Below are 13,855 nucleotides of genomic sequence, written 5' to 3' on the forward strand. Positions count from 1 at the left end.
TTGTGGCAGACGTAGGCGATGGGTGCCTCCGTATCCAACCAAGCGAGTTCCCTGTCGTGCATCCAGGCAGGTTTGAGCGCAGCTCTTATGGCCCTTTCGGTTCAGGCGATGATGTCCCAGATGGGTTGCCCAAAGTCCCTTTCGAGGCGTTTGTGGCCCGGAACTTCCATGGTGTGGGGGTCGAGGCCCAGTTGGTGCAGGAGGGTGGCATGCACGTCCGTGACGTAGTGCGGATCCTCAACCGCGTGGTAGCCCAGTTCGTCCGTTCTTCCGTGGGCCACACCACCTCTGATGCCCCCACCCGCCATCCAGACACTGAAGCCAAACGAATGATGGTCACGGCCATCGGTACTCTGAGACCCCGGAGTGCGGCCGAATTCCGTGGCGAACACAACAATGGTGTCTTCGAGCAGACCTCGCTGCTTCAAATCCTTCAGTAAGCCGGCCGTGGGCAGATCGACCTGTCCGGACAGCTTCGTGTGACCCTTCTTTAACTTAGAATGATTGTCCCATGCACCTGCGGCGCCGTCGCCATGCATGATCTGAATGAAACGAACGCCGCGTTCAGAAAATCGTCGTGCTGCCAGCAACTGCTGTCCGAAGTCTTTGGTTTCCGGCTGATCCAGACCGTAGAGTTTTTGTGTTTCACTCGATTCCTGTTTGAAGTCCAAAACTTCCGGAACGGCGAACTGCATGCGATAGGCCAGTTCATAGGACTTCATTCTGGCTTCGATGACCGGATCGAGCGGGTATTGTTCGGCGGCAAGACGATTGAGCCTGTTGGTCAAGTTGAGATTCTTCAGTTGATCTTCGGCCGTCATGCCATTTCCCGGACTCGCGTAATCGAGAGGATTTCCGACGTCGATTTTAAGGTTGACCGCGTCATAAGCCGGGCCGAGGTAGTGGCCGTCCTTCCTGTCGAAGAAGCGCGGTCCGATGTTAATGAACTGTGGCAGGTTATCACTTAGTGAGCCCAGGCCGTAGTTGATCCACGCACCGATGGTCGGAACACGCGGGTCCAGAAAGTGACGGCCGGAGTGAAACTGTACCTGGGCACCATGATTGTTATCACTGGTCCACATGGAGCGAATGAAGGCGATGTCATCGGCACAGCTTCCGATATTTGGAAACCAGTCACTGATCTCAATTCCCGACTGGCCATACTTCTTAAAGCCGGTCTGCATGGGGAAGATCTTTGTACGGGTATGCCCGTTGCCGTCGTCTTTGATGGGGATACGTAATTTTCTTATTTTTGAAGGGTCCAGGACACTCTTGTATGGTGTTTCACCGATTGAGTTTCCGGCAAATTTATTGAGCGCGGGTTTGGGATCAAAGCTTTCCATATGACTGACACCCCCGCGCATGAACAGCCAGATCACACGTTTTGCCCTGGGTGTGAAGTGGGGGCGGGGCGTTGGCCGGACATGTTTTTCAGCGGCCGCGATGCTGTTGATTGCGAGGGCTCCCATGCCCGGGGCCGACTGTAGAACACTCCGTCGTGAAATCGAATATGCGCTGTCGTCGTTCATCGAATCACCAGGAAGTCGTTATGGTTGATCATGACATGAATGAAATGATCGCGTTTTTTCTGTTCTTTCAGGAATGCCAGACTTTCAGCCAATTCAGCGGCTACCGGCCGGCGGCCCAGAATCTTCTCAAAAGCAGCCCGAACAAATGCTTCGGAACTCATGTCCTGTTTGAATGTTGCCGCGATCTGTTTCACTGCGGCGGTTGCTGTTTGACTGTTCATCATTGCCAGGGCCTGCTGCGGAACAATGCTTTCACTGCGCCGGTAACAGGCAAACACATCGGCGTCGTCGAAGGTCGCCAGGAACTTCGATCGTCCGTCTCTGGAATGAAAGAAATAGAGACTGCGGCGCCGGGCACCGGAAGACGGGGTGATCGGAGGACCTCCCCGAGTTAAATCAAGCGTGCCCGACAGATAAAGCAGGCTGTCCCGAACGACCTGAGCTTCCATCCGCCGACTGTTCATGCGCCAGTAATGCCGATTGCCAGGATCGGCAGAGACAGTCGTCCTGTCTGCCGCAAGATTGGAAGAGCTGCGCTGCCAGGTTTTTGATAAGAGCATCAGGCGATGCAGGTGCTTCATATCCCATCCGGACTCAATGAACTCAACGGCCAGGTAATCCAGCACGTCCTGATGCAGTGGCTTGGGAGCCCTTAAACCAAAATCACTGATTGTCTCGACCAATGGTGTTCCGAAATGTCGCATCCAGATGTGGTTGACTGCCACCCGCGCAGTCAGGGGATGATCACGGTGTGTCAGCCAGTTCGCCAGGGCCGTTCTTCGACCGCTGCTGGTCTTTGGATAGCCTCCGGAAGAAGGCAGGGCGTCTTTATTGGATGTCCTGACAGGAGACACCTGACTAAGGGGCAACGGTTTGTGCTCAGGGAACTTTCCGGCTTTAAGATCTGCTTCCAGATTCCTGATCGTCGCTGCAGCTTTGGCGGCATCTTTTTTCGAATCGAGCAGATCGACGTTTGCCCTGGCCAGCTTTACTTCAAGCTGCCTGCGACCGGCCGTTTCCGCCGAGCCTTTTCCTGTTTTTCTGTAAACAGCGTTGTCTGCATCGATACGCGATTTTGCAAACTCGTATTCCGCTTTGGCCAGGTTCAGTTTGGCTTTTTCCAGTTCGATGTCACCGGACGTGATCACCGGTACCTCGTCGACGGGTGCCTTTGCTTTTTTGTCCGGCGTTCTGTCGTTGGTCCTCGTTTCAGGTTTGCTGAAGGAATTCTCATTTTTACTTTTCGCCCGTTTTGTATCCTGAGCGGACTTTTGGAATTTTAACTTTTCCAGACGGGCTTCCGCTGCGGTGATCTTTGTCAGCGTCTGAGTGATAAAACCCTCCTGAGCAAATGGTTGCATGTCGGGGCGCCAGGCTTCCAGTGGAAGCTCGACCGGCCTGGGAGGCTCCCACGCGTCTGCCAGGAAGGAGGGAGGCCCCGCGCTGATATTCCTGCTCTTATCCGGCTGACTTTCTTCGCCGCGTCTGTGCAGGTAGGTGGCGGCGGCAGGGTTGCCGTCATAAACACGTGTTATACCATTTTTTACCAGATCCAATTTTCCCGGCATGACATCGACGCGGACCTGATGCGGCTCAAAAATAGCTCGAAATCTGTAGTAGTCGACATGGCTGATAGGGTCGTATTTGTGATCGTGACACTTGGCACAGTTCAGAGTCAGTCCCATGAAGGCTTTGCCTGTGTGTTCAATCGTGTTGTCAAGCCAGGTTGTGCGATTGAATTTGTAGTAGCTCCTTGCCAGAAAGCCGGTGGCTGCAATGACCTTTTGATCGTTCGGAGCGATTTCGTCACCCGCGAGCATCTCGCGAACCATTTTGTCGTAGCCTTTGTTGTCGTTGAGTGATGTGACGATCCAGTCACGCCAACGCCAGAGGTTCTTTTGACTGTCACGCACCTCCATGCCCAGGCCATACCAGTCCGAGTAACGCCAAACGTCCATCCAGTGCCGGGCCCAGCGTTCACCGTACTGCGGGCTGTCGAGGAGCTCGTCCACGATGGACTCCCACGGTCGGGCATCATCGAGCTGCCCGGGTACGGGGGGCAGACCCGTGAGGTCGAGGTACAGTCGGCGAATGAGAATCGAGCGTTCCGCGGGTGGCTGTGCCTTCAGTCCCCGTGTCGCCTGTCGGTCATTCAGCATGATGTCGACGGGGTTGCCCGCATTGCCTGGCAATGACGTGCGACGCGGCCTTTGGAATGCCCAGTGCTCGCTCGGGCTCTGTGGAACGGGTTCCCCGGTCGGTGCTCTGGCCCCGGCGTCTATCCAGCTGCGCAGGAGAGCGATTTCCGCGGGCTTCAGGGCTTCCCCGTCTTCGGGAGGTGGCATCCGGTCTTCGCCCATATCCTCCACACGTTCGATAAGCAGGCTTTCTGCCGCCTGCCCGGGAACGATGACTTCCCCTTTCAGCATGAGGTTACGCGTATCGAGTCGCAACTCCGCCTGCTGTTTGAGCACGCCGTGACAGGAACAGCACTTTGCCGCGAGGAGGGCTTTCACCTGCCCGTAGGCAGCATGATGCTCGGAGGGTGACGATACTTCCTTCTGCCCGTGAGCAACCGAGCAGGCTGCACCCAAGCCAGCGACGACCGGAAGAAGAAACCGACGTGATAAAAACATAAACACATTCTTACACGAACTGATCATGACGTCCCGGCCGGACCTGCAAACTTTTTTTCAATAATGTCGTTATTCGCTGCAGCGACGATCTCTCCCTGACAGGCGGATCAAATCCACTTTCGATTCTGTCAGAGTTTAACATGCGGCCGACAGGGCTCGCAGAATGACTGAGTTCGCATGGCGTCTCCATGACGGTCGCTGCAGAAAAATCAAGCGTCGTCCGGATCGTGTCTGCTCCGTCGAGTCGCGAATTCGGCCCGAATCTGGCAGATGTGGAGTCCCATCTCAACGACAACAGGACCGGTCACACTTCTTAAGCGATGATGTCAGTGATCGGGTGTCCGTAATCGATCTCAAGTCGTTTTCGTCCGGGAACGTCCAGTTCACGAGGATTCAACCCCAGCAACCGGTAGATGGTCGCGTGAATGTCGGTTACGTAGTGACGGTTTTCAACGGCATGGAAGCCGAGTTCGTCTGTGGCGCCATGGATTACTCCCGATTTGATTCCTCCACCTGCCATCCAGACTGAGAACCCATAATTATGATGGTCACGGCCATCAGCACCCTGTACGCCGGGCGTTCTTCCAAATTCCGTACACCATACGACGACCGTGTCACTTAGCAGACCTCGCTGCTTCAGATCCTGAAGTAATGCTGCGATCGGCTGATCGACCTGTTCACTGGTATTCGAATGTTGCTCGACGAGTTTGTGATGTGCATCCCAAGATCCCGAGGAACCCTCACCGTGAAATACCTGAACGAATCGAACACCCTGTTCAATCAGGCGACGAGTTGCGAGCAGTTGTTCTCCAAAGGGACGAGTCACGTCCCGATCAAGTCCATACATCTTTTGTGTTGCCTGAGTTTCCTGCCCGGACCGCATCAGGTCAGGTACGGTTTTCTGCATTCGAAATGCCAGTTCGTAGGACTTGATTCGGGCGCTCAGTTCGATGTCATCAGGTTGCTGTTCGTGCACCATCCGATTCAACCTGCCCAGCAGCCTTGCACCGATCGCCTGTTCCTGTGGTGTCACGTCGAGTTCAGGTCTTGCGTACGGAAGTGGTTCTTCTGAATCCACTTTGAGCCGGACGCCGGAATGCTCGGGGCCCAGATAAGCTGAACCAAGTCCCTCGAAACACTGGCGGTGAAGTGTTGGTCCGATTGAAATGAATTGCGGCAGGTTGTCATTCAGTGAACTGAGTCCGTATCGGATCCAGGATCCGATCGTGGGAAAACATCCATCCAGAACGTGACGCCCGGACAGGAACTGCATCTGGGCACCGTGATTATTGTCTGTGGTCCACATTGAACGGATGATGGCAATATCGTCAACATAACGTCGGACATGAGGCCACCAATCACTGACTTCGGCTCCACTCCGGCCGCATTTACGGTACCCGACCTGCATTGGCCAGATCTTTGCCTGATCAGTCTTGATGACGTTGTTAGCCTGCTGCTCACGAACATTTCGACTGAACGGTGAATGAATGATCTGATCGGCATACGGTGTCTCACTGATGGTTTTTCCGGCGTATCTGGCTAGTTTCGGCTTGGGATCAAAGCTCTCGAAGTGACTGACACCTCCTCGCATCATAAGCCAGATGACCCGTTTTGCACTGGGGGCAAACTGTGGAGTTCCGGCTGCAGCAACCGGATGACCAGCTGAACGGGCGAACCCGTCTCGCTGAAGCATGGCCGACAGAGCGACTCCTGCCAGGCTCAATCCTTCAGTCAGAGACTGACGGCGGCCAACAGCAGTTTGTTGCCTCGTAAATCTGTCAGTTTTTCGTTCCCGCATCGCGTGATCACCGGATTGTGATGAAGTCGTTGTGATTCAGAAGAACATGGACGACGTTCTCGCGAGCCCGCTGGTGTGCCGCATCTGTCGACATTCCGTCGGCAGACGCTGAATCCCCGAATTCTCTGAGAGCTTCGGCACAGGCGGTTCGTTCGGCAGACGTTGCACCCCGTCCCAGTGTACGTTCAAAGGCAGATTCGATGAAAGCACTGTTGACTTCATCGGAATTTTCGGTGCCAACTTCAGCAGATACCAGTGCCGCCAGCTGTCGTCCTCGTTCCAGCACAATTTTACTGTTGGTCATCGCCAGCGCCTGCTGCGGGACAATACTGTGCAGACGGCGGTAGCACTCTTCGACACTGGCCGGATTGAATACAGACAGGAGTTTGATCTGATAATCACGGGAATATCGATAGTAGATGGTTCTGCGTCTGCCGTTGTCTTCCGGAGTAATCGGCAGGTCCGGTCCACCCATTGTTGCATCCAGTTGTCCTGTCAGACAGATCAGCGTATCTCGTACTAATTCGCCTTCCATTCGTCGTGGATTCATCTTCCACAACAAACGGTTGTCCGGATCGATTCCAGTGTTACCACGTGTCAAGTCAGTTGATCCGGACTGCATGCGGTAGGCTCTTGAAGTAAGGATGAGCCGATGCAGGTGTTTCATGCTCCACTTGTGTTCCATGAACTCAACGGCAAGCCAGTCCAGTAATTCATGATGTACCGGACGCTTCGTTCTCAATCCAAAGTCAAACATAGAGTCAACCAGAGGCGTACCAAAATGCCGGGTCCAGATATGATTGACCGCGACTCGAGCCGTGAGAGGGTTGTTGTTGCGAACGATCCAGCGGGCGAGTGCCAGTCGCCGACCTGTCGAAGTTGAAGGATATATCACTCCGGCGTGTATGTCTTCGGATGCAGCAGAACTGGAATCTGCCTGAACAGCTTTTAGTTTATCAGCGGCCGCCTTAACTTTGTCCCGTGCAGCATTGACCGTGTTTTGGAAGTTTTCATCGTTTGAATTGTGCTGTTCCACCGCCGCTGCGACTTCGTTTTTTGCCATCAGCAATTCCAGTTCAGCTTCAAGACTCGCTGTTTTTTGTTTTGCAGTCAGCGCATCCTGTTTCAGTCTGTTGAGCTCTGAACCGGAGCGGGATGTCTCAACGAACGTTGCTAAATCAGCTGACAGAACGGCCAGCAATGCGGTTCGACTCGCCTGCTTCATTTCCAGGTTCTTCCGGGCAGCAGTCAGTTCCCGTTCAGCATGGGCCAGTGTGATGACTTTACCGTCAGAGAATTGGTCGGAATTTTTCGAAATGTTTTTCGCCGCAGTCGACTCAACCTGTCTTGTGAGTGCACGCTGACGGGTACGCATCTTCATCACAACAGACTGTGTTTCTTCCAGCTGACCAGCAGCTGTTTTGACTTCCAAATCTGCAGCAGCGATGACTGCCTGTCGAGACTGCGATCTGAGTGCGGGGAAATACGCATCCAGCGGCAGGGGAACCGACTGAATTGATCCGTCAATGGATCCAAGTACAGGCGGAACAGCAGGTGAGTGGGGGTGATCTCTGTCCGGCCGCGTTTCTTCACCGCGGACGAACAGATAAGTCATGGCCTCCGGTTGTGCATCGTAGACTCGCGGTAAACCGTCTTTTTCCAGATCTGTTTCCAGTCCAACCGGATCGAGCCGTACTTCGTGTGGTTCAAAAAATGCACGAAAGCGATAGTAATCTTCATGGGATATCGGATCGTATTTGTGTTCGTGACAGCGGGCACAATTAAATGTAATTCCCAGAAAGCCTTTGCCTGTATGTTCAATAATGTCGTTGAGCCAGAAATTGCGGTTGTAGCGATACCAATTGCGTGCGAGGAATCCGGTAGCGCGAACCGTATCCGGATTAGCCGGATCCAGTTCATCCCCTGCCAGCATTTCCAGAATCATGGAGTCATAACCCTTGTCTTCGTTGAGAGATTCAATGATCCAGTCTCGCCAGCGCCAAATATGCTTCTGGCTGTGACGCATTTTGTTTTCCAGGCCGGACCAGTCGGTATATCGCCAGATGTCCATCCAGTGCCTTCCCCAGCGTTCTCCGTAACGGGGGTTCATCAACAGTCGATCCACGACTGTCTCCCAGGCCTGCTCGCTGGAATCCGTAAGAAATCCATGGAGCTCCTCACGTGTTGGCGGCAGACCAGTCAAGTTGAAGAAAACACGTCGCAGCAACACTTCCCTATGGGCCGGTGACGCATGAACAAGTCCCTGGCGTTCATAAGTGGCGGCGAGGAACGCGTCGATGGGGTTGTTTTGCCACAGTGAATCGCTCACGGCAGGCACTGGAGGGCGGACCGGCACTTGATACGCCCAGTGACTTCGCGGATCCGGCGGCACCGGCTCGTCCGATGCCTCAGCACCCTGATCAATCCAGGTCCTCAGCAGCAGCACCTGTTCTTCGGTCAGCAGTAAACCCTGATCCTCCGGGGGCATTTGTTCGACATCGCCGGTGCCCAGAACTGCATCCATCAGCAGGCTCTGACTGCTTCTGCCGGGTTCGATGGCCGGCCCGCGATCACCACCCTGCCGGATCAGCTGAAAGGCGTCCAGACGAAGGCCCGACTGCTGTCTTAGTGCTCCATGGCAGCTGAAACAATGCTCGGCCAGAATAGGTTTGATCTGGTTCTCGTAGTCAATTTTTTGAGCCAGAGTCGTTTCGACAGTCAGGCAAAGACATATTACGCAGCACAAAAATGATGTATGACAACGCTGCGCGCCGTTACGGTACTCAGGTTTCCTGTCGGCCACCAAGTTCACAACGGATCCTGACGGAACTTTGACACTGGAATGAAACCATCGAGTTGAGAGTGTGGTGACCATTTTAAAATTCAGTCTCCACGATTCCGGTTGTCGCTACAAGTTCCATTTCGCAGCTGTATCGTCAATTTGCCGCGAGAGCCGCAGTTCCGGCCGGCATCCGGTAACGATCCTGCCGTGACACACTCTGTTCAAACAATTACTGATAATGGTTGACGACCTGCTGAATTCTATGAGAATTCCGGTTTCCGGAACTTTCGGAAATTCATTCGACAGGTCAGATCCGGCAGCATTCCTTCTGTAACCTGGAGTCCGGCATCTGCGATGTGAGTAATCAATTCCGTGACAGAAAGGGCTTTTGTGTCAGATGATGCTTCGGTAATTCTTTCCGAGAAAATTGATCCGCAAACCAAAGCAAAGGCGCGCGAGCTTTGGGAGCGTCTGGCGAACAGTCGTCCCGGACCGAACAACAGGGATCTGTTGTATCTGGCAAGATTCGTTCCCGTACTCTCTGCCGCCGCCATTAAGACTTTGTTTACACGCAAGCTGAACATCGACGAACTCAAGGAGATCGTGCAGCACGTCCCGAAGGCACGCGGTGCAGCGATCAAGGCGGCGCTGAAGAATGCAGAAAGTCTTTCTGAAGACGACCTGCGTTTCCTGATCACTCATACAAAATCCAAAGACGCTGCCAAAGTACTGTTGAAGCGAAACTCAGGAAACACGGTCATTGCTTTTTTGGAACGAACGGTCGAAGAACTGCAGGGAAGCCTGGATGAGATCAAGCAAAAGGAACTCACCTCGGTGGTACTCAAAGAAATTGATCGGCTGTTGTAACCGTGTGCCTCTCGCACTGCTGAAACGTGATGCCGGAATTGACCGCACTCTTTGTTTTCAATCGGTGTGATTCCATCTGCTGTCTGTGGTTCCGGTCATTATTGAATTCGGTCATCATCGAATGAGTGGGGCAACCTGAGTATGCACGACATCCGTCTGGCATTGGGTTTGATGGGATTCCTGTCGATTGGAATCTTTTTGGGATGTCGGCGGCTGCTGAGACCGTTACCACCCCGTGCACTGGATGCTGTGGCTGTTGGGCTTCTTCTTTTGATGGCCGCGTATCTGAAGAATGTTTGGGGCCAGCTGTGGATCGTCAAGTGGATTCCGCTGCCTTCTGTGATTGTGCTGGCCAACTGGTTTCCTCTGATACTTGCGGCACTGGGAGCCGTAGTATGGAATCGCATGGGTGGCGAAACATCCGGTGCATCACCAAAAGAAACAAATGTGTCCTCAGGTCATGATTCCACCGCCGAAGGCACCGCAGCTGAATCCAGTCTGCTTCGCCGCACACTCGTCATACGACGAATCGTGATGATGGTCATCATTACTTGTGCCGCCGTATGGTCGGAACTTTACTTTATTCCTGCGTCACCGCCGGTGTGCGGCGATCGGTGGGATCCGCCGTTTCCTCCGATGCCGTGGCGCATTTGTCGTCAAACTCACAACAGTACGTGTTCCGCGGCCGCATCAGCGACCATTCTTGAGACATTGAACATCAGGGCCACGGAACAGGAAATGGCGGAACTGTGCCTGACCCGCAACGGTACGACGTGGCTGGGTCTCTATCACGGTCTGGCCAACAAACTGACAGGGACGAATTATCGGGTGGAGTTCTTTGAATGTGAAATCGATGATTTGCCGAAAATGGCCGGTCATCACCCGTTGCTGCTTTGCTGCAAACTCGATTCGGCCACCGCCAGTGAACGGCCGGAATACGTCAAGGAAGGTGGCTGGATTCCCGGGACGGCCCACTCGGTGGTATACTTCGGTCGTTCCGGACGAATCCATGTCATTGGAGATCCCTCGCGCGGATATGAGCCGTGGAACGATCGTGATCTGGAAACACTCTGGACTGGTCAGGGCCTGCGGATCCAGGATGTCCGTCAGCTGAATTGAACTTAAATCAATGCTGCCGTCCGAATTACAGAATTGGACACAAAGTATCAGGTCGGTGTCTCAACCAGAGTCCCGGCAACACTGAAAAAATGTATCCGGAACACAGGCAGGAACCGGTGAGTTCCCTTTGATTTACTTGTGATGAAGTTACTGCAGGAAATCCGGAAATGGGGCGCTGGCCTGATAACAACCGATCTACGCTGCTCACCTTCACAATGATTTTTGTGCTGTTTCCTTTGCTGGCGTGGCTATGTGTCCTGTTCATGCGCTCCTGACTGAATGCGGACCCTTTCTGAGAGATGGTACCACTTTCATGCGGGAACTGATTTTACATACCCTACTCTGGTCAGGCTGAACTCCTGTCTGATGCTGCTGAATCACCATCAAAGTCGTTTTCCCTGCCAGGCTTGTGCGCGGACACAGTCGGGTGCGTCACCAACACGTCCTGCAGGCCGTTGTGATTCATAGAAATCTGTTGGGTTACCGGCTGCTGTCTGACATTTCGGTTCCGCTAAGGGTTTTGACTGTCAATTTTTTATCTGGTTGTTCATAAGACGCCTACAGTACCGGTGATGAGAATCTAAAGAGGTCGTAACGGAGACGCTGTCCGAAATGAAGACTTAGACGGGGATGATTGTTCTGAACCGGGATCAGAAGATGAAGGATTCAGTTGGGTTGACGGAACGAATATACCGCTTGTGAGATGAGTTAGATTCCGATTGTCCGGTCCGGTTGATTATCTGGTCCGGTTTGAAGCGCCGTTTCAGCATGGTATCGTGTGGATTAGGGGCAACACCTGTTGAAACCAGGATTCCGAGCGGAGACGTGCCCGGCAATCAAGACTGACTTGAGTTTGTTGGGGGCCGGTGGGGATGATGGGGAAAGTCGAAACCGGACAGCTGGATTCGATAACAGCTACGTAAGACAGCGATGTCCAGAGACATGAACGAAGTCACCGAATTCCTGAAACACGTGATCACACGCCGTCAACTGCTGCGTGACGGAAGTACGGGGATTGGGGCCATGGCCCTTCAGACCATGTTGTCGCCTGAAGCCCTGGTCGCCCGCATCTCCGAACCTGGCAGCATGTGGCCGGCCCGTGCCAAGCGTGTGATATTTTTGTTCATGAACGGTGCGCCCTCTCAACTGGATTTGTTCGACTACAAACCCCTGGTGGACAGGCATCACGGTCAGGAACTGTTCAAGACCTACGACGATAAGTCGAAGTCCTGGAGTGACAAGGGATTCGTCAGGAAGACACAAAGACTCACCGGAATGACGTCGGGGCAGAACTCGTTTCCCGTCGCGCGTTCGAACTGGAAATTTCGGCAGTACGGTGAGGGGCGGGCCTGGATCAGCGACCTCCTGCCGCATACTGCCGCGGTGGCCGACAATTTGTGCTTCATCAAATCGATGCACACCGAGGCGATCAACCATGATCCCGGCGTGACCTTTTTCCAGACGGGACATCAGCAGCCCGGCCGTCCCAGCATGGGAGCCTGGATGAGTTACGGACTGGGAACCGAAAACGAGAGTCTTCCCACGTTTTGTGTACTGATTTCCAACGGCACGGGACGTCCGGGCAGTCAGCCGGTTTATACGAAACTGTGGAGCAACGGTTTTTTACCCGGTGTGCACCAGGGGGTCGAACTGCGGGGAGGTCAGACGCCGGTCCTTTACTTGAACAGTCAGCCGGGAGAAACCGTCTCGGCCCGCAAGAGAATGATTGCGAGGATCGAGGCACTCAATCAACTGCAGATCGAGGCCTTCGGAGATCCGGAAATCACCACACGGATCGCGCAATATGAGATGGCATTTCGCATGCAGTTGTCCGTGCCCGAAGCTACGGACATCAGCAACGAACCCAAACACGTACTGGACGCTTACGGGCCGGAATGTCAGCAACCGGGTAAATTTGCCGCCAATTGCCTGTTGGCCCGACGACTGGCCGAGCGCGGGGTCCGTTTCATCCAGTTGTACCACCGTGGCTGGGACCAGCACGGCGGAATGACCAGCGCGCTGCCCAAACAATGCCACGACGTCGATCAGCCACAAGCGGCACTGATTGCCGATCTGAAACAACGCGGGATGCTCGATGACACACTGGTCATCTGGGGCGGAGAGTTCGGGCGAACCACATACAGCCAGGGTAGAGTAGGTAAGTCGGCCAACGGACGCGACCATCATCCACGTTGCTTTACTTACTGGATGGCTGGCGCCGGTGTTCGGCCGGCGATGACTTACGGTGAAACCGACGATGTAGGTTATAACATTGCCCGGGACCCGGTACATGTGCACGATTTTCAGGCCACTGTATTGCACTTGATGGGGATCGATCACGAACGACTGACCTTCAAACATCAGGGACGCCGCTTCCGACTGACCGACGTACATGGCGAAGTAGTCAAAGCCATACTCGCTTAATCTGAGATCCGACACGTTATGTTCGTGACACACACCAGCATTTGGTTTTCGTTCGGCATGCGGATTTGCATTGCGATGGTTGCGTTACACACGGGCCTGTCCTCAGGCTTTGGCCCGGCCCGATTATCGGCCGCCGAGCCGATTTCGTTCAACAGGCACATTCGTCCCCTGCTGGCCGATCGGTGTTATGGCTGCCACGGACCTGACGCAGCGACCCGCAAAGCCGGCCTGCGACTGGATCGGGAATCGGCTGCCAAATCGGTGCTGGCGGAATCCGGACATACGGCGATCGTGGACGGGAATCCGCAAACCAGCGAACTCCTGCGGCGAATTATGGACACGGACGATCCCATGCCGCCTGTCGATTCCAAACTGTCTCTGTCCGCAGCCGAAATCGATCTCATCCGGCAGTGGATCGCATCGGGAGCAAAATGGGAACGTCACTGGGCTTTCATGTCTCCGTCAAAGTCCGGTCTGCCCCCCGTCGCTAACGGAGCCTGGCCTCGTAATGAAGTGGATCGTTTCATACTGGCCGGTCTGGAGTCGCGAGGATTGCAGCCGGCAAACCCAGCCGCTAAACCACAGTGGCTACGACGGGTGACCTTCGACCTGACGGGGCTGCCGCCGACGACGGTTGAGCTGGATGCGTTTCTGGCCGATGAATCCAGTTCCGCCTATGAACACGTCGTCAATCGTTTGC

8 protein-coding genes are annotated in these 13,855 nt (G+C 54.3%); 4 read left to right on the plus strand and 4 right to left on the minus strand.

All coding sequences use genetic code 11. The features are described from left to right. Positions 1-101 precede the first annotated feature (101 nt). The 4 genes from MK110_13170 to MK110_13185 form a co-directional block, all read right to left on the minus strand. Positions 102-1,529: a DUF1501 domain-containing protein gene (locus tag MK110_13170; protein ID MCH2212248.1), complete on the minus strand. Its 1,428-nt coding sequence runs from the start codon at positions 1,527-1,529 to the stop codon at positions 102-104. Then, the gene (locus tag MK110_13175) at positions 1,526-4,165 is read right to left on the minus strand and encodes a PSD1 and planctomycete cytochrome C domain-containing protein (GenBank protein ID MCH2212249.1); all 2,640 of its coding nucleotides are present in this window, start codon (positions 4,163-4,165) and stop codon (positions 1,526-1,528) included. The genes MK110_13170 and MK110_13175 overlap by 4 nt, the downstream gene beginning before the upstream one ends. A 313-nt stretch (positions 4,166-4,478) precedes the next feature. After that, on the minus strand, positions 4,479-5,963 hold the full coding sequence (locus MK110_13180; GenBank protein ID MCH2212250.1) for a DUF1501 domain-containing protein: 1,485 nt from the start codon (positions 5,961-5,963) through the stop codon (positions 4,479-4,481). Positions 5,964-5,970: 7 nt separating this feature from the next. After that, the gene (locus tag MK110_13185; GenBank protein ID MCH2212251.1) at positions 5,971-8,838 is read right to left on the minus strand and encodes a DUF1553 domain-containing protein; all 2,868 of its coding nucleotides are present in this window, start codon (positions 8,836-8,838) and stop codon (positions 5,971-5,973) included. 297 nt (positions 8,839-9,135) lie between these two features. On the opposite strand from MK110_13185, the gene MK110_13190 reads away from it, so the two are divergent. The 4 genes from MK110_13190 to MK110_13205 all read left to right on the plus strand — a co-directional run. Continuing rightward, entirely contained in the window at positions 9,136-9,612 is a 477-nt protein-coding gene (locus MK110_13190) for a hypothetical protein (protein ID MCH2212252.1), read from the plus strand. A 141-nt stretch (positions 9,613-9,753) separates the two neighbouring features. Continuing rightward, positions 9,754-10,731 (plus strand): hypothetical protein, encoded by a 978-nt coding sequence (locus tag MK110_13195; GenBank protein ID MCH2212253.1) that lies wholly within the window; start codon positions 9,754-9,756, stop codon positions 10,729-10,731. Positions 10,732-11,673: 942 nt separating this feature from the next. Further along, on the plus strand, positions 11,674-13,155 hold the full coding sequence (locus MK110_13200; GenBank protein ID MCH2212254.1) for a DUF1501 domain-containing protein: 1,482 nt from the start codon (positions 11,674-11,676) through the stop codon (positions 13,153-13,155). A 75-nt stretch (positions 13,156-13,230) separates the two neighbouring features. Beyond that, positions 13,231-13,855 (plus strand): DUF1549 domain-containing protein (locus tag MK110_13205; protein MCH2212255.1); only part of this gene is annotated, 625 nt, incomplete at its 3' end.

Source organism: Fuerstiella sp., assembly GCA_022447225.1.
Taxonomy (GTDB): Bacteria; Planctomycetota; Planctomycetia; order Planctomycetales; family Planctomycetaceae; genus S139-18.

Bases quoted from the DNA above. Each gene is read 5' to 3' on its own strand.
- MK110_13170 (MCH2212248.1), bottom strand. From the start codon at position 1,529: ATGAACGACGACAGCGCATATTCGATTTCACGACGGAGTGTTCTACAG.
- MK110_13175 (MCH2212249.1), bottom strand. From the start codon at position 4,165: ATGTTTTTATCACGTCGGTTTCTTCTTCCGGTCGTCGCTGGCTTGGGT.
- MK110_13180 (MCH2212250.1), bottom strand. From the start codon at position 5,963: ATGCGGGAACGAAAAACTGACAGATTTACGAGGCAACAAACTGCTGTT.
- MK110_13185 (MCH2212251.1), bottom strand. From the start codon at position 8,838: ATGGTCACCACACTCTCAACTCGATGGTTTCATTCCAGTGTCAAAGTT.
- MK110_13195 (MCH2212253.1), top strand. From the start codon at position 9,754: ATGCACGACATCCGTCTGGCATTGGGTTTGATGGGATTCCTGTCGATT.
- MK110_13200 (MCH2212254.1), top strand. From the start codon at position 11,674: ATGAACGAAGTCACCGAATTCCTGAAACACGTGATCACACGCCGTCAA.